26 protein-coding genes, 1 pseudogene and 1 riboswitch are annotated in these 24,592 nt (G+C 69.2%); of the genes and pseudogenes, 15 read left to right on the forward strand and 12 right to left on the reverse strand.

The window, feature by feature from the left end:
* Window positions 1-75 precede the first annotated feature (75 nt).
* Window positions 76-390 (reverse strand): hypothetical protein, encoded by a 315-nt coding sequence (locus BN1555_RS16245; RefSeq protein ID WP_093800066.1) that lies wholly within the window; start codon window positions 388-390, stop codon window positions 76-78.
* 271 nt (window positions 391-661) lie between these two features.
* Here BN1555_RS16245 and rpsF point away from each other — a divergent pair, with 271 nt between their 5' ends.
* From rpsF to rplI, 4 genes are all read left to right on the forward strand, one after another.
* On the forward strand, window positions 662-952 hold the full coding sequence (rpsF, locus tag BN1555_RS16250) for a 30S ribosomal protein S6 (RefSeq protein ID WP_006604399.1): 291 nt from the start codon (window positions 662-664) through the stop codon (window positions 950-952).
* A 75-nt stretch (window positions 953-1,027) separates the two neighbouring features.
* Window positions 1,028-1,612, forward strand: a complete 585-nt coding sequence (locus BN1555_RS16255; protein WP_093800067.1) for a single-stranded DNA-binding protein — start codon at window positions 1,028-1,030, stop codon at window positions 1,610-1,612.
* 43 nt (window positions 1,613-1,655) lie between these two features.
* Complete coding sequence (gene rpsR / locus BN1555_RS16260; RefSeq protein ID WP_003949403.1) at window positions 1,656-1,892, forward strand: 30S ribosomal protein S18; 237 nt, start codon at window positions 1,656-1,658, stop codon at window positions 1,890-1,892.
* Between the two features lie 18 nt (window positions 1,893-1,910).
* Window positions 1,911-2,357, forward strand: coding sequence for a 50S ribosomal protein L9 (rplI, locus tag BN1555_RS16265; RefSeq protein ID WP_093800068.1), 447 nt, complete (start codon window positions 1,911-1,913; stop codon window positions 2,355-2,357).
* An 80-nt stretch (window positions 2,358-2,437) separates the two neighbouring features.
* Here rplI and BN1555_RS16270 read toward each other — a convergent pair whose 3' ends face one another.
* The gene (locus tag BN1555_RS16270) at window positions 2,438-3,775 is read right to left on the reverse strand and encodes an MATE family efflux transporter (RefSeq protein ID WP_093800069.1); all 1,338 of its coding nucleotides are present in this window, start codon (window positions 3,773-3,775) and stop codon (window positions 2,438-2,440) included.
* A 476-nt stretch (window positions 3,776-4,251) separates the two neighbouring features.
* On the opposite strand from BN1555_RS16270, the gene dnaB reads away from it, so the two are divergent.
* Window positions 4,252-5,709: a replicative DNA helicase gene (gene dnaB, locus BN1555_RS16275; RefSeq protein WP_176710278.1), complete on the forward strand. Its 1,458-nt coding sequence runs from the start codon at window positions 4,252-4,254 to the stop codon at window positions 5,707-5,709.
* Between the two features lie 207 nt (window positions 5,710-5,916).
* On the opposite strand, the gene BN1555_RS16280 is transcribed toward dnaB, so the two are convergent.
* Window positions 5,917-6,483 (reverse strand): dihydrofolate reductase family protein, encoded by a 567-nt coding sequence (locus BN1555_RS16280; RefSeq protein WP_093800071.1) that lies wholly within the window; start codon window positions 6,481-6,483, stop codon window positions 5,917-5,919.
* A 770-nt stretch (window positions 6,484-7,253) separates the two neighbouring features.
* On the opposite strand from BN1555_RS16280, the gene BN1555_RS16285 reads away from it, so the two are divergent.
* Entirely contained in the window at window positions 7,254-8,630 is a 1,377-nt protein-coding gene (locus tag BN1555_RS16285; RefSeq protein WP_093800072.1) for a serine hydrolase domain-containing protein, read from the forward strand.
* A gap of 134 nt (window positions 8,631-8,764) precedes the next feature.
* Here BN1555_RS16285 and BN1555_RS16290 read toward each other — a convergent pair whose 3' ends face one another.
* Together BN1555_RS16290 and BN1555_RS16295 are read right to left on the reverse strand one after the other, a co-directional pair.
* A complete protein-coding gene (locus BN1555_RS16290) occupies window positions 8,765-9,217 on the reverse strand; it encodes a GNAT family N-acetyltransferase (RefSeq protein ID WP_093800073.1) in 453 nt (150 codons plus the stop codon).
* 10 nt (window positions 9,218-9,227) lie between these two features.
* Window positions 9,228-9,695 (reverse strand): MarR family winged helix-turn-helix transcriptional regulator, encoded by a 468-nt coding sequence (locus BN1555_RS16295; protein ID WP_093800074.1) that lies wholly within the window; start codon window positions 9,693-9,695, stop codon window positions 9,228-9,230.
* Window positions 9,696-9,839: 144 nt separating this feature from the next.
* Here BN1555_RS16295 and BN1555_RS16300 point away from each other — a divergent pair, with 144 nt between their 5' ends.
* Window positions 9,840-11,060 carry an MFS transporter gene (locus BN1555_RS16300; RefSeq protein ID WP_093800075.1) on the forward strand — a complete coding sequence of 407 codons (1,221 nt, stop codon included), beginning with the start codon at window positions 9,840-9,842 and terminating at the stop codon, window positions 11,058-11,060.
* 70 nt (window positions 11,061-11,130) lie between these two features.
* A complete protein-coding gene (locus BN1555_RS16305) occupies window positions 11,131-11,571 on the forward strand; it encodes a GlcG/HbpS family heme-binding protein (RefSeq protein ID WP_093800076.1) in 441 nt (146 codons plus the stop codon).
* Between the two features lie 30 nt (window positions 11,572-11,601).
* Here the strand turns inward: BN1555_RS16305 and BN1555_RS16310 are convergent, their stop codons facing one another.
* Both BN1555_RS16310 and BN1555_RS16315 read right to left on the reverse strand, forming a co-directional pair.
* Window positions 11,602-12,456, reverse strand: a complete 855-nt coding sequence (locus tag BN1555_RS16310; protein ID WP_093800077.1) for a GNAT family N-acetyltransferase — start codon at window positions 12,454-12,456, stop codon at window positions 11,602-11,604.
* A gap of 4 nt (window positions 12,457-12,460) precedes the next feature.
* Window positions 12,461-12,992 (reverse strand): annotated as a pseudogene (locus BN1555_RS16315) (DUF2269 domain-containing protein).
* A 77-nt stretch (window positions 12,993-13,069) separates the two neighbouring features.
* On the opposite strand from BN1555_RS16315, the gene BN1555_RS16320 reads away from it, so the two are divergent.
* Together BN1555_RS16320 and BN1555_RS16325 are read left to right on the forward strand one after the other, a co-directional pair.
* Window positions 13,070-13,720 carry an HAD family hydrolase gene (locus BN1555_RS16320; RefSeq protein WP_093800078.1) on the forward strand — a complete coding sequence of 217 codons (651 nt, stop codon included), beginning with the start codon at window positions 13,070-13,072 and terminating at the stop codon, window positions 13,718-13,720.
* A 398-nt stretch (window positions 13,721-14,118) separates the two neighbouring features.
* Window positions 14,119-15,549 carry a globin domain-containing protein gene (locus tag BN1555_RS16325; protein ID WP_093800079.1) on the forward strand — a complete coding sequence of 477 codons (1,431 nt, stop codon included), beginning with the start codon at window positions 14,119-14,121 and terminating at the stop codon, window positions 15,547-15,549.
* A 38-nt stretch (window positions 15,550-15,587) separates the two neighbouring features.
* Here the strand turns inward: BN1555_RS16325 and BN1555_RS16330 are convergent, their stop codons facing one another.
* The 4 genes from BN1555_RS16330 to BN1555_RS16345 form a co-directional block, all read right to left on the reverse strand.
* Complete coding sequence (locus tag BN1555_RS16330) at window positions 15,588-16,103, reverse strand: NUDIX domain-containing protein (protein ID WP_093800080.1); 516 nt, start codon at window positions 16,101-16,103, stop codon at window positions 15,588-15,590.
* Window positions 16,104-16,174: 71 nt separating this feature from the next.
* Window positions 16,175-17,071, reverse strand: a complete 897-nt coding sequence (locus BN1555_RS16335) for a LysR family transcriptional regulator (RefSeq protein ID WP_093803431.1) — start codon at window positions 17,069-17,071, stop codon at window positions 16,175-16,177.
* A 195-nt stretch (window positions 17,072-17,266) separates the two neighbouring features.
* The gene (locus BN1555_RS16340; protein WP_093800081.1) at window positions 17,267-18,406 is read right to left on the reverse strand and encodes a cystathionine gamma-lyase; all 1,140 of its coding nucleotides are present in this window, start codon (window positions 18,404-18,406) and stop codon (window positions 17,267-17,269) included.
* A gap of 3 nt (window positions 18,407-18,409) precedes the next feature.
* Entirely contained in the window at window positions 18,410-18,787 is a 378-nt protein-coding gene (locus BN1555_RS16345) for a phage holin family protein (protein WP_093800082.1), read from the reverse strand.
* Window positions 18,788-18,856: 69 nt separating this feature from the next.
* On the opposite strand from BN1555_RS16345, the gene BN1555_RS16350 reads away from it, so the two are divergent.
* From BN1555_RS16350 to BN1555_RS16365, 4 genes are all read left to right on the forward strand, one after another.
* Window positions 18,857-19,174 carry a cupin domain-containing protein gene (locus tag BN1555_RS16350; RefSeq protein WP_093800083.1) on the forward strand — a complete coding sequence of 106 codons (318 nt, stop codon included), beginning with the start codon at window positions 18,857-18,859 and terminating at the stop codon, window positions 19,172-19,174.
* A 133-nt stretch (window positions 19,175-19,307) separates the two neighbouring features.
* Window positions 19,308-19,520, forward strand: coding sequence for a DUF5326 family protein (locus tag BN1555_RS16355; RefSeq protein ID WP_093803432.1), 213 nt, complete (start codon window positions 19,308-19,310; stop codon window positions 19,518-19,520).
* Between the two features lie 284 nt (window positions 19,521-19,804).
* Window positions 19,805-20,575, forward strand: coding sequence for an IclR family transcriptional regulator (locus BN1555_RS16360; RefSeq protein WP_093800084.1), 771 nt, complete (start codon window positions 19,805-19,807; stop codon window positions 20,573-20,575).
* A gap of 99 nt (window positions 20,576-20,674) precedes the next feature.
* Complete coding sequence (locus BN1555_RS16365) at window positions 20,675-21,112, forward strand: SsgA family sporulation/cell division regulator (RefSeq protein WP_093800085.1); 438 nt, start codon at window positions 20,675-20,677, stop codon at window positions 21,110-21,112.
* Between the two features lie 62 nt (window positions 21,113-21,174).
* Here BN1555_RS16365 and BN1555_RS16370 read toward each other — a convergent pair whose 3' ends face one another.
* Entirely contained in the window at window positions 21,175-22,494 is a 1,320-nt protein-coding gene (locus BN1555_RS16370) for a YibE/F family protein (RefSeq protein ID WP_093800086.1), read from the reverse strand.
* 71 nt (window positions 22,495-22,565) lie between these two features.
* A riboswitch (TPP riboswitch) is annotated at window positions 22,566-22,703 on the forward strand.
* Between BN1555_RS16370 and thiC the strand changes: the two genes are divergently transcribed.
* Window positions 22,696-24,471 carry a phosphomethylpyrimidine synthase ThiC gene (gene thiC / locus BN1555_RS16375; protein WP_093800087.1) on the forward strand — a complete coding sequence of 592 codons (1,776 nt, stop codon included), beginning with the start codon at window positions 22,696-22,698 and terminating at the stop codon, window positions 24,469-24,471. (Overlaps the previous riboswitch by 8 nt.)
* Window positions 24,472-24,592 lie beyond the last annotated feature (121 nt).

The following is a 24,592-nucleotide window of genomic DNA, read 5'->3' on the forward strand; positions in this document are numbered from 1 at the left end:
CAGGGGCTCCGGCTCTCGCGCCGAAGCCTACTGCGCCATGGGAGCGCCCCGACTGGCCCTCCGGCCGAGCCGGCCCTATCCCAGCACTCCGCCGAACAGTCCGCCGTGCGCCATACCGAGGTAGAAGCCGATCGCGGACGCTCCCAGACCGAGGGTCAGCAGGGTCCGCTCGCGTGTCGTGGCCGAGATGAACTGGCCGTACGCACCCGTGAGGATCCCCACCAGCCCCGCCCACGAACTGAGCAGGTGCAGGTCGTGGAACATCGCCGAGACAAAGGCGACCAGGCCCAGCACCAGTGTCACCGCGAGCAGCGTGTCCTGGAGCGGATGGGGCTTGCCGTCCGTCTCGAAGAGGGAGGACGAGGAGCGTCGTCGCATTGCATGTGCCATAAGGCACCTCCTGCTGCTCGAAGGCGGCGAACCGTGATGCCGCACACACCCGATGTGTACAGATTGCGGCCCTTCCCGGCCGGATTTCAACCGGAAGGCGGTGAGCAGGTAGTCTGTACGGTCTGCACCGGTGTCTGCCCACCCCAGAAAGCAAGCCTCTTCCCTCGAAGAAGCCGGCTTGTCAGTGGCGGCCGATACCGTTGCGTACGCATCACGACCCTCCTGCCACGGAACGACCGTGGCCGCTGAGTCCAAAGGAGGTGGGTTCCACATGCGTCACTACGAAGTGATGGTCATCCTCGACCCCGATCTCGAGGAGCGCGCTGTCTCCCCGCTGATCGAGAACTTCCTCTCCGTCGTCCGTGAGGGCAACGGAAAGGTCGAGAAGGTCGACACCTGGGGCCGTCGTCGTCTGTCCTACGAGATCAAGAAGAAGCCCGAGGGCATCTACTCGGTCATCGACCTCCAGGCCGAGCCTGCGGTCGTCAAGGAGCTCGACCGACAGATGAACCTGAACGAGTCGGTCCTCCGGACCAAGGTCCTCCGTCCCGAAACCCACTGAGCTCAGTAGCTCAGCGGTAATCGGGTCCGAGTAGCAACAAGCAGCCAGCAGCAATCCCCGCCGAGAGGTTCACCCATGGCAGGCGAGACCGTCATCACGGTCGTCGGCAATCTCGTCGACGACCCCGAGCTGCGCTTCACCCCGTCCGGTGCGGCGGTCGCGAAGTTCCGTGTCGCGTCCACTCCCCGCATCTTCGACAAGCAGACCAATGAGTGGAAGGACGGCGAAGGCCTGTTCCTCACCTGCTCGGTCTGGCGTCAGGCGGCGGAGAACGTCGCGGAGTCGCTCACGCGAGGCATGCGCGTCGTCGTTCAGGGCCGGCTCAAGCAGCGGTCCTACGAAGACCGCGAGGGCGTCAAGCGCACGGTCTACGAGCTGGACGTCGAGGAAGTCGGCCCCAGTCTCAAGAACGCCACGGCCAAGGTCACCAAGACCACCGGCCGAGGCGGACAGGGCGGGTACGGCGGCGGTCAGCAGCAGGGCGGCGGCAACTGGGGCGGAGCCCCCGGCGGCCAGCAGCAGGGCGGCGGCGCTCCCGCCGACGACCCCTGGGCCAGCAGTGCACCGGCCGGCGGCGGTCAGCAGCAGGGTGGCGGCAACTGGGGCGGAAGCTCCGGTGGTTCCGCCGGCGGCGGCTACTCGGACGAGCCCCCCTTCTAGGGCGGGCCCGTACCCCACTTCTTGATCACACAGGAGAAACACCATGGCGAAGCCGCCTGTGCGCAAGCCTAAGAAGAAGGTCTGCGCGTTCTGCAAGGACAAGGTCACGTACGTGGACTACAAGGACACGAACATGCTGCGGAAGTTCATTTCCGACCGCGGCAAGATCCGTGCCCGCCGCGTGACCGGCAACTGCACGCAGCACCAGCGTGACGTCGCCACGGCAGTCAAGAACAGCCGTGAGATGGCGCTGCTGCCCTACACGTCCACCGCGCGATAAGGGAAGGGTGACCGAAAAATGAAGATCATCCTCACCCACGAGGTCACTGGCCTCGGCACTGCCGGCGACGTCGTTGACGTCAAGGACGGCTACGCTCGCAACTACCTGGTCCCGCGTGGTTTCGCGATCCGCTGGACCAAGGGTGGCGAGAAGGACGTGGCGCAGATTCGCCGCGCCCGCAAGATCCACGAGATCGCGACCATCGAGCAGGCCAACGAGATCAAGGCCAAGCTCGAAGGCGTGAAGGTGCGCATGGCCGTTCGCTCCGGCGACGCCGGCCGCCTCTTCGGTTCCGTCACCCCGGCCGACGTCGCTTCGGCGATCAAGGCCGCCGGTGGCCCCGAGGTCGACAAGCGCCGCGTTGAGCTGGGCTCCCCGATCAAGACCCTTGGTTCGCACCAGGTCTCCGTGCGTCTGCACGCCGAGGTCGCCGCGAAGCTGGACGTCGAGGTCGTCGCCGCCTAAGCGCTGCGCATCGCAGAGCAGTCAGAAGGGCCGCACCCCACGGGGTGCGGCCCTTCGCTGTTTCACGTGAAACGCAGCTCTCAGCGCGTGGCGCCCGTGACGACCCACCGGCCCGAGCGGGTGCGCAGCAGGAGCGTCACCATCCGGACCGCCATCATCAGCGTCATCGCCCACCACAGAGCGGTCAGCCCGCCGCCGATCACCGGCACGAGAAGAGCGACCGGTGCGAAGACCGCCAGCGTCACCAGCATGGCCCACGCCAGATAGGGACCGTCGCCCGCTCCCATCAGTACACCGTCCAGTACGAAGACGATGCCCGAGACCGGCTGGGACACGGCCACCACCAGCAATGCGGGCAGGAGCATGTCCCGTACCACCGGATCGCTGGTGAACAGAGGGATGAACAACGGCCGTGACACCACGACCAGCACCCCGAGCACCACCCCGGAGACGATGCCCCACTGCACCATCCGCCGGCATGCCTCCTGCGCACCCTTGGCGTCATTGGCGCCCAGATAACGCCCGATGATCGCCTGACCCGCGATGGCGATCGCGTCGAGGGCGAAGGCCAGCAGACTCCACAGGGACAGGAGGATCTGATGGGCCGCGACATCCGCGTCACCGAGCCGGGCGGCCACCGCAGTGGCGATCATCAGGACGGCGCGCAGCGAGAGTGTACGGATCAGCAAGGGTGCGCCGGCCTGTGCGCAGGCCCGTATGCCTGCGGCGTCGGGACGCAGGGACGCGCCGTGGGCCCTGGCACCCCGCACCACCACCGCGAGATAGGCGGCAGCCATTCCGCACTGGGCGATCACGGTGCCCCACGCGGAACCGGCGATGCCGAGCCCGGCGCCGTACACCAGACCCACATTGAGGGCCGCGTTGGCGGTGAAGCCACCGATGGCGACGTAGAGAGGGGTCCTGGTGTCCTGGAGACCGCGCAGAACGCCTGTGGCCGCAAGTACGACCAGCATGGCGGGGATGCCGAGACTGGAGATCCGCAGATAGATGATGGCGTACGGGGCCGCCGTGTCGGAGGCGCCGAAGGCGTCGACGAGCCAGGGGGCGGCGGGCAGGGCGACCGCGACCACTGCGGCACCGAGGAGCAGTGCGAGCCAGATGCCGTCCATGCCCTGACGGATGGCGGACGCGAGGTCGCCCGCACCGACACGACGGGAGACCGCGGCGGTGGTGGCGTAGGCGAGGAAGACGAAGACACTCACGGCGGTCATCAGGAGTGGGGCGGCGATGCCGAGGCCGGCGAGCTGCGGGGTGCCGAGGTGGCCGATGACGGCACTGTCGACCATCACGAAGAGCGGCTCGGCGACCAGGGCGCCGAAGGCCGGGAGGGCGAGTGCGATGATCTCGCGGTCATGTCGGCGTCGGCTGGTCCCGGCTGCCGTGGAGGCCTGAGTCATGCGTCTAATCTAATCTTCCACAGGTAAGTGATGCAATGGCACTGCGATCCTTACGTGCGGGCGCTTTCCGGATCCGGGTGTGTGCCGTTTGTTCTGATCTTGAACCGGATGGCAAAGTTTTTCTTCCCCACAGCCAGTGGATGGAGAAAAGGCAGGTCAAGGTGGTGTGGGCGGGGCCGTTATGAGTTTGTCCACAGTGCTGTCCCCCGGTCCGTGCACAGGTTCTGGGGAGTTCTCCACAGCAACTGGTCTTTCTTCCACAGGGCCTGTGGATAACCAGATTGGCTGAGGCTGTCCGCGGGCCTACCGTGGTGCGGCGCCCGCCTTCTGTTCCGGCCCTGGACGCGCGTCGAACTCGATGCGCCGGAACTGGAGTCGGGCATCTCATTTGTCAGAGCCGTGCCGTAAGAAAGAGTGGCACAGCGAGGTCCGCGAAGCGGACGGGAGGAGGTGGCCCGGTGAGTATTTCCGAGCCATTGGACGACCCCTGGACCGACAGCGGTCCCGGTGACCGTCTGCCTTCCCGTCGGCGCCGTGGCGAAGGCCGGGGCCGCGACGAGCAGCACGACCGCGGCGGCGAGAGCGGTGGCTGGGAGGGCGGCTCCCCCGCTTTCGAGCGGGTGCCCCCGCAGGACCTCGATGCCGAGCAGTCCGTTCTCGGCGGCATGCTGCTCTCGAAGGACGCCATCGCCGACGTGGTGGAGATCCTCAAGGGCAACGACTTCTACCGCCCGGCCCACGAGACCGTCTATACGGCGATTCTCGACCTCTACGCCAAGGGCGAGCCGGCCGACCCCATCACGGTGGGCGCCGAGCTGACCAGGCGCGGCGAGATCACGAAGGTCGGCGGCGCCTCGTATCTGCACACCCTGGTGCAGACCGTGCCGACCGCGGCCAACGCGGAGTACTACGCCGAGATCGTCCACGAGCGGGCGGTGCTGCGCCGGTTGGTCGAGGCGGGCACGAAGATCACGCAGATGGGATACGCGGCCGACGGCGATGTCGACGACATCGTCAACGCCGCCCAGGCCGAGATCTACGCCGTCACCGAGCAGCGCACGAGCGAGGACTACCTGCCGCTCGGCGACATCATGGAGGGCGCGCTCGACGAGATCGAGGCGATCGGTTCCCGCACCGGCGAGATGACCGGCGTGCCGACCGGTTTCACGGACTTCGACTCGCTGACCAACGGCCTGCACCCGGGCCAGATGATCGTCATCGCGGCCCGTCCCGCCATGGGCAAGTCGACGCTGGCGCTGGACTTCGCGCGGGCCTGCTCGATCAAGAACAACCTGCCCAGCGTGATCTTCTCCCTCGAAATGGGGCGCAACGAGATCGCGATGCGCCTGCTGTCGGCCGAGGCCCGGGTGGCACTCCACCACATGCGTTCGGGCACGCTGACGGACGAGGACTGGACGCGGCTGGCACGGCGTATGCCGGATGTCTCCCAGGCGCCGCTCTACATCGACGATTCGCCGAACCTGTCGATGATGGAGATCAGGGCGAAGTGCCGTCGGCTGAAGCAGCGCAATGATCTGAAGCTGGTGATCATCGACTATCTGCAGCTGATGCAGTCCGGTGGTTCGAAGCGGGCGGAGAGCCGTCAGCAGGAGGTCTCGGACATGTCCCGAAACCTCAAGCTGCTGGCGAAGGAGCTGGAGCTCCCGGTGATCGCGCTGTCGCAGCTGAACCGTGGTCCCGAGCAGCGGACCGACAAGAAGCCGATGGTCTCCGACCTGCGTGAATCAGGTTCCATCGAGCAGGACGCCGACATGGTCATCCTGCTGCACCGCGAGGACGCGTACGAGAAGGAGTCGCCGCGCGCCGGTGAGGCGGACCTGATGGTCGCCAAGCACCGCAACGGCCCGACGGCGACGATCACAGTGGCGTTCCAGGGCCACTACTCGCGCTTCGTGGACATGGCGCAGACGTGACGTACCCGTGTGCAGGGTCTCAGGTCTCGCGGCACCATCTCATCTCCGATGGCACATAGGCGGCACATATGCCGTCTTAGCATCCCCCTCCGGCCACGCGGCGGAGCCAGCCACCGGACCGCCCTACGCGCCGCTGACGAAGCCGAGGCTCTTCCCCATTCCTCCGCAAGCCTTCACCGGCCCCTACGCACGACAGCGGGAAGCTGCTCAGCGCCTCGTCTCGTACCTGGTCAGGACCACGCCGCCGGGAAACGTCCGCGTCTCCACCAGGTTCAGGTTCACCCAGCTGTCCAGCGCGGTGAAGAACGGCGTGCCGCCGCCCACCAGGACCGGATGGGTGGCGATCACGTACTCGTCGATCAGCCCGGCGCGCAGGGCCGCCCCGGCGAGCGTTGCGCCGCCGATGTTCATTGGGCCGCCGTCCCCGGCCCTGAGCCGGGTGATCTCGGCGATGGCGTCGCCGGTGACCAGGCGGGTGTTCCAGTCGACCTTGTCGATCGTCGAGGAGAACACCACCTTCGGCGTGTCCCGCCAGTTCCGCGCGGACTCGATCTCCACCGGGGTGGCGTTGGGCTGCTGGTCGCCGGTCGGCCAGTAGGAGCTCATGGTCTCCCAGAGCTTGCGCCCGTACAGCGACAGGCCACTCGCCTGCTCGTGGTCGAGCCACCACTGGAACAGCTCGTGGCTCGGCGGTCCGCTCCAGCCGATGTCATCGCCGGCCGCGGCGATGTAGCCGTCCAGGGTCAGGTTCATGCCGTAGATCAGTCTCCGCACGGCCCAGCCTTCCGTGCGTGGGTGTCCGACGTAGAGACCAGCGCGGCGCGGGAAACTCATCGGTGCGCGATCTGGGCTCGCCGGTAGTCCTCGTGCTCGGGGCTCAGCGTGGTGTACTCGGCCGACACGGGCAAGCCGCCTGATCTCGACCTCGCCCTCGCGAGGAAATGCCACGGATTTGAGACTGATCATGGGTGACAAGACTGTAGGACAGCCAGGAACGCCCAGGTCACGCAAGATCGACATGCCACGAGCGGCGAGACCCCACAACCCGTAGGTCCTCAAATGCCGTGTCATTTTCTCAGGCGCGATGTCATCTGACCGGCCTGACTGGCACGGGACGGAGAATCGCCGGCCTTTGCCACCACTCGTTCAGGTGGCATTGCCCCCGGTCCGGCATGGGCAGTAGCCGCGAGACGCCCGAGGAGGCCCGGTGCCTGCGCCGGCCGAGTCCCAGCTGACACGCGCCTGTGACGTGCTGGAACAGCTGATCGTCGACGCACCGGACGACTCCTACGCGCGGCTCCTGCTCGGCCGCACCCTTCAGCGCCTGGGGAGGGAAGGCGAGACGGATCCGCATCCGAAGACGGCCGCCGCCATGACGCCCGAGTTCGCCCGGCCGACCGGTGCCGGCGTCGAACGGTGTCGCGGCGTCCGCCGGGCCGGGCACGTGTTCACGGGCCCGTCCTGCGGCAGCGAAATGGTGAACGCGCAACCGAACCTTCTGAAAAGAGGTCGACGGGGTGAGACCGTGCCGGTAGGTCTTGACCATGACCTCACCGCTCGAAGAGCTGCTTCCCGGTACGCAACGTGCCCTTCTGCACCGCATCGCCACCGCACAGGCCGAAGGCAGGGCGCCCTCGCTCGTCGCCGCGGTGGCCCGTGGCGGGCAGACCGTCTGGACGGGCTCTCGTACCTCGGTCGACGGGCACGGGCCGGATGCCGGTACGCAGTACCGGATCGGTTCGATCACCAAGACGTTCACCGCTGTGCTGGTGATGCGGCTGCGTGACGAAGGCCTGCTCGACCTCGGTGACCCCCTGGAGAAGCACCTCCCGGGGACGGGGGTGGGTGAGGTGACCGTTGCCCAACTGCTGAGCCACACCGCGGGGTTGGCGGCGGAGACTCCGGGACCGTGGTGGGAACGGACCCCGGGTTCCCTGCGTCCCGAACTCGGTGATGTGCTGGGCGAGCAGCCGCGCATGCATCCCGTCGGGCGTGTTCACCATTACTCCAACCCGGGCTACACGCTGCTCGGCCGGCTCGTCGAGGCCGTACGCGGGGATTCCTGGGCCGACGTCCTGCGGCGCGAGGTTCTTGAGCCGCTGGACATGCGCCGTACGAGTGTGCAACCCGAGGCCCCGCATGCCGGTGGCTGGGCCGTGCATCCGTGGGCGGACGTGATGCTGCCCGAACCGGCCGTGGATCTCGGGGTGATGGCTCCGGCCGGTCAGCTCTGGTCGACGACCGCCGATCTCTGCCGCTTCGCCGCGTTCCTCGCGGCGGGCGACGAGAAGGTGCTGAGTGCCGAGTCCGTACGGGAGATGCGCACGCCCGCCGCTCCGGCGGGTCCCGGAGAGGCGGGCGGCGGTTACGGGCTGGGGATGCAGATCGTCCACGGCGGTGGACGGACGCTGGTGGGGCACACGGGTTCGCTGCCGGGCTTCGTCGCGGGTCTGTGGATGAGCGTGGAGGACGGGGTGGCCGCGGTCGCGCTCGTCAACGCCACGTCGGGGGTGTCCGCGCCGGCGGTGGCGGCCGACCTGATCCGTATCGTCGTCGAGGCCGAGCCGCGCATCCCGGAACCTTGGCGGCCGCTGGCCGAAGTCGACCAGGAGCTGCTGACGCTGACAGGCCCATGGTTCTGGGGCACGTCGTCGTACGCCCTCTCCCTTGGCGCCGACCGCGCGCTGGAGCTCCAGCCGCTGCGGGGCAGCGGCCGGGGCTCGCGCTTCGCCGCCCGGCCGGACGGGACCTGGACCGGTCTCGACGGCTACTACCTGGGGGAGACGCTCCGGGTGGTACGGCGGGAGGACGGCTCGGTGAGCCATCTCGACCTGGGATCGTTCGTCTTCACGCGTGAGCCGTACGAGCCGGGGGATGTGGTTCCCGGGGGTGTGGACGAAGGCGGCTGGCGTGCGCTGTGATGTTTCACGTGGAACCGGGCTGTGGGTCCTGGATTCCAGCAGGGTGAATTCGTCGGCTCTCTGACGCGTCTCCTTCTGAGCCCTCGGGTCCGTTCGAGCGGGACGACGAGCCGAATCGGACAAAAGAACGGTTGTCAGATGCTCATCTTGAATCCGACATGGGAGGCTTCGAAGCCGAGCCGCTCGTAGAAGCGGTGGGCGTCGGTGCGGGTGGCGTCGGAGGTCAGTTGCACCAACTGGCAGTTCTGGCGTCGGGATTCGTCGATCGCCCACTCGATCAACTGTGTCCCGAGGCCGCTGCCGCGCTCGTCGGCATGGATGCGTACGCCTTCGACGACCGAGCGGGTGGAGCCGCGCCGGGACAGTCCGGGTATGACGGTGAGCTGCAGTGTGCCGACGACTCGGCCCTCGCGTACGGCGACGACCACGTGCTGGTTCGGGTCGTCGGCGAGCCGGGCGAGGGCGGCGGTGTACGGGGCGAGGTCGTCGGGGGACTCGCGCCGGGCGCCCAGTGGGTCGTCGGCGAGCATGGCCACGATCGACGGGAGGTCACCGGGGGCTGCGGGGCGTATCTCAAGATCGCTCATGGAGCGCAGATTACGCAGTCGGCACGGGCATCCGCAGTTCTTCGACGGCCTTGACCAGGGGGGCCAGCTCGGGGTTTTTCGCGGCCTCGTCGAGAGCCTCCCGCAGTGCGGCGTCGTTGGTGGGCCGGGCCTCGGCGAGCAGGGCCAGGCCGGCTTCGGTGACGTCGGTGTAGATGCCGCGCCGGTCGGTGTCGCAGAGGTAGCGGGTCAGCAGGCCGCGGTCCTCGAGGCGGGTGACCAGGCGGGTGGTGGCGCTCTGGCTCAGTACTACGGCGTCGGCGACCTGCTTCATCTGCAGGTGTCCGCCGGTGCCGTTGTGCTGGCGGCTGAGGACGTCGAGGAGCGAGTACTCGCGCACGCTCAGGCCGTGGCGGCTCTGAAGGGCCTTTTCGATGTGGGCGTCGATCCTGCCGTGCAGCAGGGAGAGGGCGCACCAGCCCTGGGAGAGCGCGGTCAGGGCGGGGTCTGTCGCTGTCATGGATCTCTCCTTGTCCGGAGCCGCTGGAGCCCGGAAACCAGGATAGACGACAAGCGCAATAGCCCGCGCTTGCACTTATCCCGCGTCTGCAATTATTGTGGACGCTCTTAAGGTGCATGTGCAATCTATTCGGAAGGTCTGGCCATGCCACTCGCGCTCCTCGCCCTCGCCATCGGGGCGTTCGGGATCGGCACCACAGAGTTCGTGATCATGGGCCTGCTGCCCGAGGTCGCCATCGACTTCGGTGTCTCGATCCCCACCGCCGGCTACCTGGTCAGCGGCTACGCCCTCGGTGTCGTACTGGGTGCTCCGCTGATGTCGGTCCTCGGCACCCGGATCTCCCGCAAGCGCATGCTGATGCTGCTGATGGGACTGTTCATCGCGGGCAACCTGCTCTCGGCGCTCGCTCCCTCGTTCGGTGTGATGCTCACCGGCCGTGTGGTCGCGTCCCTCGCACACGGCGCGTTCTTCGGCATCGGGTCGATCGTCGCGGCCGACCTGGTGGCCCCGGAGAAGAAGGCCGGAGCCATCGCCATGATGTTCACCGGCCTCACCGTCGCCAACGTCGTGGGCGTCCCGCTCGGCACGTTCATCGGCCAGAGCTACGGCTGGCGGCTCACCTTCGCCGCGGTGGCGGCGCTGGGGGTGCTCGGTCTCGCGGGCGTCGCCCGGCTCGTACCGGAGACGCCGAAGCCCGAGGGCGTACGGCTGCGCCACGAGCTGGCCGCCTTCCGCAATGTGCAGGTGCTGCTCGCCATGGCGATGACCGTGCTGGGCTTCGGCGGTGTCTTCGCCGCGATCACCTACCTCGCGCCGATGATGACCGGCGTCGCCGGCTACTCGGCCGGGTCCGTCACCTGGCTGCTGGTTCTCTTCGGGCTCGGCATGGTCGGTGGCAACCTGGTCGGCGGCAAGTTCGCGGACCGTGCGCTGATGCCGCTGCTGTACGTGTCTCTGGGCGCTCTCGCCGTGGTCCTGGCCCTCTTCACGGTCACCGCGCACCACCAGATCGCGGCGGCGGTCACGATCGTGCTGATCGGCGCGCTGGGCTTCGCCACCGTTCCGCCGCTTCAGAAGCGCGTACTGGACCAGGCCGCGGGCGCTCCCACTCTCGCCTCCGCCGTCAACATCGGCGCGTTCAACCTCGGCAACGCGCTCGCCGCCTGGCTCGGCGGCCTCGTCATCGCGGCAGGACTCGGTTACACCGCTCCCAACTGGGTCGGCGCGGTGCTCGCCGCCTCGGCTCTCGGCCTCGCGTTCCTGTCCGGCGCCCTGGAGCGCCGCACGGAGGACCGCAGCCGGATCGTCGCGGGATCAGCCTCCGGACCGGCCGCCGCCACCGCTGCCGCTGACGCCCTTCACTGAACCAGCCGGCCGGCCGGACCAGCCGGACCAGCCGGCCGAACCACCTCCCGAACAACCAAGGAGTTCCCTCATGGGCACCACGACCACCGCGACCGCCACCGCCGTCGTCCCGCTGACCATCCAGGACGCCGAAGCACTCGTCGATGCGGCCCGACGCGCGGCAGAAGAGGCCGGTATCACGGTCGCTGTCACCGTTCTCGACGCGGGCGGTCACCTGCTGGCCTTCCGGCGCGACGACCGGGCCGTGCTGATCGCCGGTGAGACCAGCACGCGCAAGGCGTACACCGCACTCCAGCTGAACGCCCCGACCGCCGGTCTGGTCGACGCGGTCCAGCCCGGCGGGCTCTTCCACACCTTGCCGACCGCGCTGGAGCGCCCGCTCCTGTTCATCGCCGGAGGAGTACCCGTCCGCCGTGACGGCCGTCTGATCGGTGCGGTCGGTGTGGGCGGCGGAGCGCCCGACCAGGACCACGGGTTCGCGACCGCCGCCGTCGAGGCCCTCGGCCGGTAGCCGGACCCGGCCCCGGACACGGGCCCGCCGTCAGCCCGCCGCGACTGTCAGGGGGGCGAAGCGGCGGGTCCAGTCGCCGGGGAGGGCGGGGATCTTGCAGGTCATCACGTCGTTGAAGGCGACCGGTTCCAGGCCACAGGCCTTCACCCACGCCAGCAGTTCCTCGTGGCGTACGTCGATGTCGGTGCGCAAGGGGCGGTCCGTGCCGGCGGCCAGGGAGGTGACCAGTGCCTTGGCGGTCTGCGTGTCTCTGGCGATCAGCGGACCCACGACATGGGTGTGCATGTTGGGCCAGGCGGCGGCGTACCCGATGATGCCGTTCTTGTCCTCGGCGACCCGGATCTGGTCGGCGAAGGCGGGCAACCGTGTGAGCACGGGGGTGCGGTCCAGGCCGAAGACCTCGGTGTCCAGGCGCAGGATCGCGGGCAGGTCGTCGGCGGTGGCGGGGCGGGTCGGTACTCCGGCCGGGGAGCCGGACGGACGGAAGTGGCCGCAGACCATTTCGGCCCTTCCGGTCACGGTGAAGCCGAGCTCCTCGTAGAGCGGGCGGCCGTTGGGGGTGGCGTGCAGAGTGAGGGGGGTGTCTCCGGCTTCCGCGACGAGGTGGCGCATCACGCGGCGGCCGACGCCCTGCCGTGAGTGACGTTCGGCGACGAGCACCATGCCGATCGCGGCGAGTCCGGGTCCGTACGAGGTGAGGACGCTCGCGGCGACGAGGCCTTTTCCTTCCGGTGCGTCGATGCCGTAACCGGCGCCGGAAGCGAGCAGCAGGCCCCATTTGTGCTCCTCGCGCGGCCAGCCCCGGTCTTCCGAGAGGTCGGCGCAGGCGGTGAGATCGCCCAGGGTCAGGCGGCGGACAGGCAGATCGGCGAGGGAAGTCGGCATTGGATCAGGCTGGCTGACGCATCGATCGCGCGTCCACCGCTTTACGTGAAGAGGAGGAGACGGCTCGGAGAAGTCGACCGCGGCGAGTGAGCCCCCCAGGGCTTGAGGACCGAGATCGCGGTCATGAAGAAGTAGGCCGTGGAGGCGACGGCCGGTGCGGCGACCAGGCTGATGTCGGGAAGGCCCAGGGCCGCGGCCGCACTGATCCCGGGGCGCAGCACGAAGATCGTCGCGGCGCCGGTGACGAGAGTCGGCCAGGACTTCACCCACACCCGGCGGTGCCTGACCAGACCCCACGGCGTACCGAGGGAGAGCACCAGCCCGGTGGTCAGGGACAGCAGCGCCGCCGGTGTGACCAGCCATTCACCGAAGACCTTCATGGAGGTGCAGGCGGTCCGCGTCATGGCAGCGGACCCGGTCGTCCAGGCGGTGATGCCGAGGGCGAGCAGTCCGACGCTGAGGCCGAGCCGGCCCACGGAGGCGGCGACATGTGTGGCGAGGAGCGCCCGGCGTGCGGGGCGTGAGAGTGGTTTCACGTGAAACACGGTGCCGGGTGAGGGGCCGGTCCGGCGTCTGGCAGAGGGAGTAACCGCGCGTACTAGCCTCGGCGTACATGACGCGACTTCACCTCTTCGATCTCGACGGAACGCTGATGCGAGGCTCGGCGGCGGCCGTCGAGATCTCCCGTCAGCTGGGTGTGAGCACCGAGATCGCCAAGCTGGAACGGGATTTTCTGCTGTACGGCCTGGCGCCCGACGAGTTCGCCGTACAGGCCAGAGCGCTGTGGGCACAGCTCACGCAGGCGCAGGTGACGGCGGCCTTCGAAGGTGCGCCGTGGCTGTCGGGCATCGAGGAGGTGTGGTCGGACATCCGCTCGCGTGGTGAGTACTGCGCCGTCATCTCCCTTTCGCCGGACTTCTTCGTGGAGCGGCTGCTGGCCTGGGGCGCGCATGCCGCGCACGGTTCCCGCTGGCCCGCGGTGCCTTTTCTGGAGCCGGTGGAACGGGCGGGCATCCTGAACGCGTCTGCGAAGGTGAAGATCGCAGACCGGCTCTGCGAAAAATTCGGGCTGGGGCGGAGCGACTGCGTCGCTTACGGGGATTCGATGTCGGACGCGGAGATCTTCGCGGCGGTTCCGCTTTCCGTGGCCGTCAACGCGGATCACCACGTTTCGGACCTTGCCGTACTCACCTACCGGGGTGGAGATCTGCGCGAGGCGTACGCACTGGTAACTGATGCGGTCCTGCCGGTAATTCCGGAATAGCCGTGGGGGAGCGCGAATTGGAGGGTACGAGCAGCAGGGCAGGGGGCTTGTGTGCCGGGCTACCGCCGGTAGGGTCGACTCCGGTTTACTCCCTGTGCCTTGGTGTCCTAAGACGTGGGGGCAAAGCAGCCTAACCGGAGAACGGGCTCGGATGCCCGGACTTCCTGGTCTTTGTCCGATGCGAGAGCGGTGCCTGCCATGCTGCAACAACGGGAACTGCGGTCAATGTCACATTTTTGCCCGGGTCACCCCGAATGGTGACAGCGGCGCGATTAATGTGGGCAGTCGACATCGGCAGAACTGAAGCACAGGCCAGTAGCAGAGCGGGGAATTGCGAGCACGTTCCGGTCCCGGAAGTGCAAAGACCGACCGAGAGATGTTCGAGGCGAGGCACATCTATGGACGCTCCGACCACCACGTCGGCCGACAGCGGCACCTCCAGTGACGGCGGCGGCTGGTTCAAGCCGCGCAAGAAGCCGGACGCGGGGCTTCGGCAGCCGCCCGGCCAAGGCTCCGAGACCGGCCAGGGCCGGATACCGGGTCCCAGCCGTCCGGTGTCCACGATACGCCCGGTGGGTACCGGCGCATCGCGCCCCCAGCCCGCCCACGTCTCCGCCCCGGCCTCCGACGTCCCGCCCGCAGCGCCGGTAGCCTCCGCGGCGCCGGCGGCCCCCGAAGTGCCCACTGCGCCCACCGTGCCCGCGGCGCCCGCCGCCCCCGTTTCTCCTGACGCCGCCCTCATCCGCCGCACCCTCGCCGACATCGGCCCCGACGCCGGCAAGGTCACGTCGTACTTCTACGCACTCCTCTTCACCCGCCATCCCGATCTGCGCGTGCTCTTCCCCGCCGCCATGGACACCCAGCGCGACCGCCTCCTCAAGGCGCTGCTCACCGCCGCCGAGCACATCGACAACGGGCCCGTGCTCACCGAGTACCTCAGCAACCTGGGACGCGGGCACCGCAAGTACGGCGCCCAGGCCGTCCATTACCCGGCGGTCGGCGAGGCCCTCCTCGGCGCGCTGGCCCGTTACGCGACGACCACCTGGGACGACGAGTCCGAGGCCGCGTGGATCCGTACGTACACGGCGATCTCCCAGGTCATGATCGACGCGGCCGCCGAGAACGAGCTCCGCGCGCCCGCCTGGTGGCAGGCCGAAGTCGTCTCGCACGATCTACGCACCCCCGACATAGCCGTCATCACCCTGCGCCCCGACCAGCCCTACCCGTTCCTGGCCGGCCAGTACACGAGCCTGGAAACCCCCTGGTGGCCGCGGATCTGGCGGAACTACTCCTTCGCCGCGGCCCCCCGACCCGACGGCCTGCTGTCCTTCCACGTCAAGGCGGTCCCGGCCGGCTGGGTCTCCAACGCCCTGGTCCACCGCGCCCGCCCCGGCGACACCGTGCGCCTCGGCCCCCCGGCCGGTTCGATGACCGTCGACCACACCACTGACAACGGCCTGCTCTGCCTCGGCGGAGGCACCGGCATCGCCCCCATCAAGGCGCTCGTCGAGGACGTGGCCGAGCACGGCGCGCGCCGCCCCGTCGACGTCTTCTACGGTGCGCGCAGCGACGACGACCTGTACGACATCGACACCATGCTGCGTCTCCAGCAGTCGCACCCGTGGCTGTCCGTGCGCCCGGTGGTCGACGGCAGGACGCAGTTCCCGGACGCGGTGATCGAGCACGGCCCGTGGAACTCCTACGACGCCTATCTCTCCGGCCCGCCCGGCATGATCCGCAGCGGCATCGACGCACTCAGGAAGCTCGGGATCCCCGGCGACCGCATCCGCCACGACTCCCTCGAAGAGCTGGTGGCGGCGGGCGACTAGCCCGGACCCGGGGCCGGGCCCTCAAGTCCCCGGGCCCGTCACCCCAGGTCGTGGGCGTGCATCGCCCGTACGCCCTCGATGTTGCCGTCCAGGTAGTGCCGCAGCGACAGCGGTACGAGGTGCACCGCCGCGATCCCGACCCGGCTGAAGGGCACCCGCACGATCTCGTACTCTCCGCGCGGTTCGTCGACTTCGGGCCCGTGTCTGCGCGCGGGGTCCATGGACTCCAGCCGGCAGACGAAGAAGTGCTGCACTTTCACGCCCGTCACCCCGCCGTCCGCGATGTGCTCGACCGTGTCGACGAAGCAGGGCACCACGTCGGAGATCTTCGCGCCGAGCTCCTCGTCGACCTCGCGGTGCAGGGCGTCGACGACAGTGGCGTCCTCCGGTTCGACGCCGCCGCCCGGCGTGAGCCAGTACGGGTCGACGCCGGGCTTGGTGCGCTTGATGAGGATCAGGTCGTCACCGTCGAGCAGGATGGCACGTGCGGTGCGCTTGACCACGGGCCTCGGCGGCGCGGGGGTGGTTCCCTCGGGAAAAGAGGTGCCGGTCATGGCAGTACAGTGGCCCGCTCCGCCCGTTCTGAAACTCCCGCACCGCTGTTGTCCGCCGGGTACGGGCCCGCTCAGCACCAGTCGGTGGCGGCGCGCAGCAGCCACTCGTGTGCCCGCGCGATGTGCGCAAGGGTGAGAGTGCCGGTGCGCACCACCAGGAAGTAGGTCCGCAGCGGCGGCACCGGCGGGTCGAGGAGCGCCACCACTTCCCCCCGCTCCAGGGCCTCCTCGCACAGATACCTCGGCAGGACGGCGAGCCCGGCGCCCGCGGCCGTGGCGTGCAGCACCGCCCGCAGGTCCGGCGCGATGACGGTGCCCGCCGCGGCCGGCCGGGCGTCGAAGACGGTGGTCCAGTAGCGGGTGACCAGCGGCAGCGACTCGTGGACCTCCACCACCGGCAGGTGCTCCAGCACCTGCGGCCCCTTGCGGCGCAGCAGTCCGGGGCCGATCCTGCCGGCCCAGCGCGGAGCGGCCACCAGGACGTGCTCCTCGTCGCAGAGCGGGCTTCCGGTGAGCAGGGTGCCGCGCGGCCGGTCCGTCGAGATGGCCAGGTCGTGGTGGCCGGCGGCGAGGCCCTCCAGGGTCTCCTGGGCGTTGCCGAAGGAGATGCGCAGCGCGAGGCCCTGGGCGATGAGCGGGGAGAGCGTGGGCAGGACGCGTACGGACGTGAACTCCGGCGGCCCCGCGAGGTGCAGGGTCCGTACGCCGGACTGTTCGTCGAGTCCGGCCTCGGTGATCTCGACGAGCGCGTCCAGGTGCGGCGCCGCCCGGTGCGCCAGCTCGTCGCCGACGGTCGTGGGCGTGACGCCGCGGGCCTGGCGGAGGAACAGCGGGCGCCCCAACTGGCGTTCCAGGGTGCGTATCTGGCTGGTCACCGCGGGCTGCGACAGTCCGAGGAGGGCGGCGGCGCGGGTGAAGGAACCGGCCCGGTGCACCGTGACGAACGTGCGGAGCAGAGCCAGGTCCACGGCGCGCCCTCCCGTCCCGGCGAAGTCGCCGACGGTCACAACTATAAATATGTCGATAGGTCTCTGCCGTTACTGTGATTGGACACTGACGCAGAGTCAACTAGTTTTGATTGCGCGGTTCTTCGCGTGTGGAACCGGGACGGTCCGAGTCATGAGGGGGGAGACTCGGACCGTCCGCCGTACGCAGGGGACGCGTCAGGGGGCGGCCGCGTCGAGTGCGCGCAGTACGTCCGCCACCAGGTCCTCGGGGTCTTCGGCCCCGACGGAGAACCGGACGAAGCCCTCCGGCACGGCGTCGCCGCCCCACCGTGCGCGTCGCTCGGCGGTGGACCGCACCCCGCCGAAGCTGGTCGCGTCCTCGGCCAGCCGCAGTCCGTCCAGGAAGCGCTCCGCGTACCCGCGGTCGGGCAGCGTGAAGGACACGACGGAGCCGAAGCGGCGCATCTGGCGCGAGGCGACGGTGTACGACGGGTCGCCGGGCAGCCCGGGGTGGCGCAGCCCGCTCACGGCGGGGTGCTCGCGCAGCGCCTCGGCGAGGGCCAGCGCGTTCGCGCCCTGCTTGTCGGCGCGCAGCTGGAGAGTGGCCAGGGAACGGTGCGCCAGCCAGGCCTCCATCGGCCCGGGGATCGCCCCGACGACCTTGCGCCAGCGCCGTACCCGCGCCGCGAGTTCCGCGTCGCGGCAGGTCACGTAGCCGAGCAGGACATCGCCGTGGCCGGTGAGGCCCTTGGTGCCGCTGGCCACGGAGAAGTCCGCGCCGAGCTCCAGGGGGCGCTGGCCGAGCGGGGTGGCGAGGGTGTTGTCGACGGCGACCAGGGCCCCTGCGGCGTGCGCCGCGTCCGCGAGTCTGCGGACGTCGCACACGTCGAGCCCGGGGTTGGACGGCGTCTCGATCCACAGGAGCCGGGCCCCGTCGAGTACGCCGAGCTGCGCGTCACCGCCGGTCGGCGCGGTGCGCACCCGCACGTCGTACGCCTCCAGCTGTTCGCGTACGAGCGCGAGTGCCTGGTAGCCGTCGGAGGGCAGGACCACCGTGTCGCCGGCCCGCGTCTGCGAGAGGAGGACCGCGGAGACGGCGGCCATGCCGGAGGCGAAGACGACCGTCTCGACGCCCGTCTCCTCCGGTGCCTCCAGCTCGCCGATGGCCCGTTCCAGATGCGTCCAGGTGGGGTTCTCGTCGCGTCCGTAGGTGTACGGTCCGGTCGGCTCGCCGGGCAGGTGGTAGTGCGCGGCGAAGACCGGCCCCGGGAGGGTCGGTTCGTACGCGACGGGGTCGGGCAGTCCGGCCCGTACCGCCCGGGTGCCGTCGCCGGTGCGGCTGTTCATGGTGCTCATGGTTCAGTCCTTGTCGGGCAGGATGACGTTCATCGCCCACGAGACGACGCTGATGACGAGGGCGCCGAGCAGGGCCGTCCAGAACCCCTCGACGCGGAAGGCGAGGTCGAACGTGTCGGCCAGCCAGGAGGTCAGCAGCAGCATCAGCGCGTTGACCACCAGTGTGATCAGGCCGAGCGTGAGGATGAAGAGCGGCAGTGTCAGCAGCTTCACGACGGGCTTGACGAGGAAGTTCACCAGGCCGAAGAGGAGCGCGACGACGATCAGCGTCAGCACCTTGTCGCCGGTGCTGTCGCCGGTCAGCGTGATGTCCTGGAAGAGCCAGACGGCTACCGCCAGGGCCGCCGCGTTGGCGATCGTCTTGACTACGAAATTCATCATGTGTCTGATCGTGGCAGACATGATCGGCGCCGGACACCGGCGTACGACGGGCCGAGGGGCGGACGGACGATGAAGGCATTCCGGCTGGACGAACTGGAGGCGGAGCGCGCCGCCAACGAGGGTGCGTATCTGCAGTTCCTGAGGGAAAGGAACATGTCGGTCGGGCTGTACGCCCTGGACGCGGGCGAGAGCGACCCGCAGCAGCCGCACCGTGAGGACGAGGTCTACTTCGTCGTCAGCGGGCGCGCGTCGATCACCGTCGGCATGGAGACGACGCAGGTGGGGCGGGGCAGTGTGGTGTACGTACCGGCCGGGGTGCCCCACAAGTTCCACCACATCAGCGAGGACCTGCGGGTGATGGTCGTCTTCTCCCCGCCCGAGAGCTGATCCGGAAGTCGGGGTTCCCTAGGGGGCCGATCAGGGGTCTTCAAGGGCTCCGGAGCCTTCGTGGGCCGTCCTTCCGCCCCTAGCATCGGGGTCAGGAAGAAAGCTTCGAGCGGGAAGAGGCAAGGCGATGGCCGTGCGGGAGATATTCGCGGGGATGCCGTGGTGGGTGAAGTGGGTCGCGGTGCCCGTCATCGCTCTGGTGGTGTTCGGCGGCGCCATCCTGAGCGCGATCGGTCTGTTGATCGGTCTTCTCTTCAAGGTGCTGGTCTTCGTCGCCCTGGTCGGTGGCCTGATCTACGTCGTGCGGAAGTTCATGGCGTCGTCCTCGTCGGGCGGCGACCGGTAGACCGAACGCGCCGTACGGTACGCCTCCCGAACGCCGTGCGTACGCCGTTCGGGCGCCCTCCGCAGGGCCGTTAGCCCACTCGGGGGACCCGGGTGGCAAACCTCCTGCGCGCCCGGGGCGGGCGGTTAGGGTAACGATTCTCCGCCGCCCCTGGGACCCGTGGCCCGGCAACCGCGCCGGCCAAGGGCGATCCCCACTCCATCGGCCCAGGCCCGCGGCGAACTCGCGGGGGCGGCCCCCGCAGGCGGGCGCACAGCCCGTCACCACGCCTGGGGGTGAGTCCTGTGGCCACGGCACACACCGCCGCTGCCCCGACCCTGATCGGTTCGGTGCAGCGCGCCCTTCGTCTGCTGGAGGCGGTGGGCGCCCATACCGACGGGGCCCCGGCCAAGCAGCTGGCCAGGGAGGCCGGCCTTCCCCTCCCGACCACCTATCACCTGCTGCGCACGCTGGCGCACGAGGGCTATCTGCGCCGCCAGCAAGGGGTGTTCGTCCTCGGCGAGGCGGTCGGGCGGCTGACGTGCTCGGGCGCGCGGCAGAATCGTCGCGGCATGATCACGGACTCGCTGGAGCACTGGCGGGACGCGATCGGCGTCGCCGTCTACTTCGCCCTCTACCGCGAAGGCGAGATCGAACTCGTCGCGGTCGCGGAGGACCCGTCGTCACCCGCCGTGGAGGAGTGGGCCGACTTCCGTGCGACCTGTCACGCCCACGCGCTGGGCCAGTGCCTGCTGAGCCAGCTCGACGAGAGGTCCCGCCGGGACCACCTGGCCCGTCATCCGGTCGAGCCGCTCACACCGCATTCGGTGCGTGACCGGGAGACCCTGCTCGACCGTCTGGCAGCGACGGAACGGATGCGCCCGGTCGTGGAACGCCAGGAGTACGCGGTCGGATCCGTCTGCGCGGCCATTCCGATCACCGTCGGTTCCACCGCCGCCACGATGGCCATTTCCCTCCCCGTCGACCAGGAGCACCGGTTGCTCTGCGCGATCACACAACTACGCAGTGCGGTGGAAGTGTTGCTCGGCTCGTTCGCGTTCTCTATCAGTATCTGAAATATCACTCCTTGTGATCTGGTACTGCTTCGAGCACCATGGCGTCAAGAGGGCCAGGGGGAACGATTCCTGGCCAGTCTCACTAGTGCGGGGTTGAGCATGCGCGAGTCGGTTCAGGCAGACGTCATGATGAGCTTCCTTGTCTCGGAGGAGCTCTCCTTCCGGATCCCGGTGGAGCTCCGGTACGTGACCAGGGATCCGTACGCGGTGCGGATGACGTTCCACCTGCCCGGCGACGCCCCCGTCACCTGGGCGTTCGGCCGGGAGCTGCTTCTCGACGGTCTCAACATGCCGTGCGGCGAAGGTGATGTGCACATCGAGCCGACCGGTCCCGACGGGCTCATGGACGTGCACATCCGGCTCCAGGTCGCCGGGGACCGCGCGCTGTTCCGGGCGAGCGCGGCCCCGCTGGTGGCGTTCCTGGACCGTACGGACCGGCTCGTGCCCCTGGGGCAGGAGTGCACCCGCGGGGATTTCGACGGGGACCTGGAGGACGCGCTCGACCGGATCCTCGCCGAGGAGCAGAGCGCCGGCTGAAGGCGCCGGCAGTGGGCTCCGGCCGCAAGGGGCGCAAGGGCCGAAAGGGGCGCAGGGCTGCTTCAGCGCTTGCGGCGCCGGCCCTTGCCGCCGCCACGTGCGGGGAGAGCCGCAGCGGTCCCGCCGGACCCCGGCCGGTCGGCCGAGACGACCAGCGCCGCGAGCGCGGTGGTCACCGGCACCGACGCGACCAGGCCGATCGAGCCGACCAGTGTCCGTACGATCTCCTCCGCGACCAGCTCGCTGTTGGCGACCGTGCCGACACTGCTCTGTGCGATCGAGAAGAGCAGCAGCAGGGGCAGTGCGGCGCCCGCGTACGCCAGCACGAGCGTGTTGACGACGGACGCGATGTGGTCGCGGCCGATGCGGATGCCGGCCCGGTACAGGGCGCGCGGGCCCATCGACGGGTCCGCCTGGTGGAGTTCCCAGACCGCCGACGTCTGGGTGACCGTCACGTCGTCGAGCACGCCGAGCGAGCCGATGATGACGCCCGCGAGCAGCAGGCCGCTCATGTCGATGTCCGGGTAGAGGCCGTGGATCAGCCCGGTGTTGTCGTCCGTGTTGCCGCTCAGGAACGCCCACCCGATGAAGAGCGATCCCAATAGCCCGATCAGCAGCAGTGAGATGAGCGTGCCGACGACGGCGACGGACGTACGGGCCGTCAGGCCGTGGCAGGCGTAGAGCGCGATGAGCATGATGGCGCTCGCCCCGACGACCGCGACGATCAGCGGATTCGATCCCTGGAGGATCGCGGGGAGGATGAACAGCGTCAGGATCGCGAAGGACACGGCGAGCGCGATCAGTGCCATCAGGCCCTTCATCCGGCCGACGACGATCACCGCGAGCGCGAAGATCCCGGCCAGCAGGGCCATCGGGATTCCGCGGTCCACATCGGTCACCGAGTACTGGAGGTCGCGGGGCGCGTCGGGCGCGTACGCCACCACCACGCCCTGACCCTCGTTCAGCTGTCTCGGCGCGTCGGGCTGGACGATCTCGGTGAACGTGCGGCCTTCGTCCTTGCCGGACGTGACCTCGATCGTGGCCCGCTCGCAGGTGCCCTGCTGGGCCTGCTGGGCCTCGCGACCGGACGGCGTGGACGTGTCGCCGGTAGGGGGCACCTGGGCGGCGTTCACGTCCTTGCAGTCGACCTGCTGCACATCCGTCACCTTGCCCGACACGGTCTGCCGGTCGAAACCGACACCCGTGCGCTCGTGCTCGGGCGCGCCGCCCGGCCAGAGCACGACGAGGCCGACGAAAACGGCCGTGGCGAAGGGGATCAGCACGGCCGCGATGACCTTGCGCAGGTGCTGGGAGACGGGCGCGGCGGGCCCGTGGCTGTGGGTGTGGCCATGGATTTCGGGCGTTGGCTGGGGGGACGTCACCGACCGATCATCGCAAGAACGGAGGGGGCCCTCTGGTCAGCGCGCCAGAGATGACGCTAGCGTGGGGGCACCTTTGCACACGCGGGAGCTCGGAGCACCGGGCTGAGAGGGCGCTGACCTCCGTACGGACATACGTACGGAAGCCGCTGCGCCGACCGCCGAACCTGTTACCGGGTAATGCCGGCGTAGGGAGTAGGTCTCATGACCACAGCGGATGCACACACGCCTGCCACCGGCCAGGACGGCCGCAAGCCGGGCTGGCACAAGGGGTACGTCGCGGGGCCCGAGGGCTCGCGTTCGGACCTCCGCGTGCCGGTCCGTCAGGTGCACCTCACCAACGGGAAGGACGTGACGCTCTACGACACGTCCGGCCCGTACACCGACCCGACCGTCGAGACGGACGTACGCCGCGGACTCGCGCCACTGCGCGAGAACTGGATCATCGGACGCGGCGACACCGAGGAGTACGCGGGCCGCCCGGTCCGCCCCGAGGACGACGGGATCAAGCACACCTCGCCGCGCGGGGGCCTCAAGAACCTCGACGCGGTCTTCCCGGGCCGTCCGCGCCAGCCCCGCCGGGGCCGCGACGGCCAGGCGGTCACACAGCTCGCGTACGCCCGTCGCGGGGACATCACGCCCGAGATGGAGTTCGTGGCGATCCGGGAGAACGTGGCGCCCGAGGTCGTACGGGACGAGATCGCGGCGGGCCGCGCGGTCCTGCCGGCGAACGTCAACCACCCGGAGATCGAGCCGATGATCATCGGCAAGCGGTTCCTGGTGAAGGTCAACGCCAACATCGGCAACTCGGCGGTCACCTCCTCCATCGAGGAGGAGGTGGACAAGATGACCTGGGCGACCAAGTGGGGCGCCGACACGGTCATGGACCTGTCGACCGGCCGCAACATCCACACCACCCGCGAGTGGGTGCTGCGCAACTCCCCCGTGCCGATCGGCACCGTCCCGCTCTACCAGGCCCTGGAGAAGGTCGACGGCCGGGCGGAGGAGCTGACCTGGGAGATCTACAAGGACACGGTCATCGAGCAGGCCGAGCAGGGCGTCGACTACATGACGGTCCACGCCGGCGTGCGCCTGCCGTACGTCCCGCTGACCGCCCGCCGCAAGACCGGCATCGTCTCGCGCGGCGGCTCGATCATGGCCGCGTGGTGCCTGGCGCACCACAAGGAGAGCTTCCTGTACGAGAACTTCGAGGAGCTCTGCGACATCCTCGCGGCGTACGACGTGACGTACTCGCTCGGCGACGGCCTGCGGCCCGGTTCGATCGCGGACGCCAACGACGAGGCGCAGTTCGCCGAGTTGAAGACGCTCGGGGAACTCAACACGATCGCCAAGCGGCACAACGTGCAGACGATGATCGAGGGTCCGGGCCACGTCCCGATGCACAAGATCAAGGAGAACATCGACCTCCAGCAGGAGATCTGCGAGGAGGCCCCCTTCTACACGCTCGGTCCGCTCACGACGGACGTGGCCCCGGCGTACGACCACATCACCTCCGGCATCGGGGCGGCGATGATCGCGTGGTGGGGCACGGCGATGCTCTGCTACGTCACGCCCAAGGAGCACCTGGGTCTGCCCAACCGGGACGACGTGAAGACCGGTGTCATCACGTACAAGATCGCGGCCCATGCCGCGGATCTCGCCAAGGGGCACCCGGGGGCACAGGAGTGGGACGACGCGCTGTCGGACGCCCGCTTCGAGTTCCGCTGGGAGGACCAGTTCAACCTGGCCCTGGACCCGGACACGGCGCGGGAGTTCCACGACGAGACGCTGCCCGCCGAGCCGGCGAAGACCGCGCACTTCTGCTCCATGTGCGGGCCGAAGTTCTGCTCGATGAAGATCAGCCAGGACATCCGGCGTGAGCACGGCGGCACGCAGGACGAGATCGAGGCGGGTATGGCGGAGAAGTCCAAGGAGTTCGCCGCCGCCGGCAACCGGGTGTACCTGCCGATCGCCGACTGAGTGCCCGGCGGGCCCCTGTCGGGGGCGGGGCCCGCCGGCCGGGCGGCAACAGAACAGGCAGGAGCGTTCCGCCACGTGACCTTTTCCGCCCGTGCTCCCCGGCACGGGAGGAATCGATGTG

Origin of the sequence: Streptomyces sp. Wb2n-11, assembly GCF_001049855.1 — a bacterium.
GTDB classification, from domain to species: Bacteria; Actinomycetota; Actinomycetes; order Streptomycetales; family Streptomycetaceae; genus Streptomyces; species Streptomyces altiplanensis.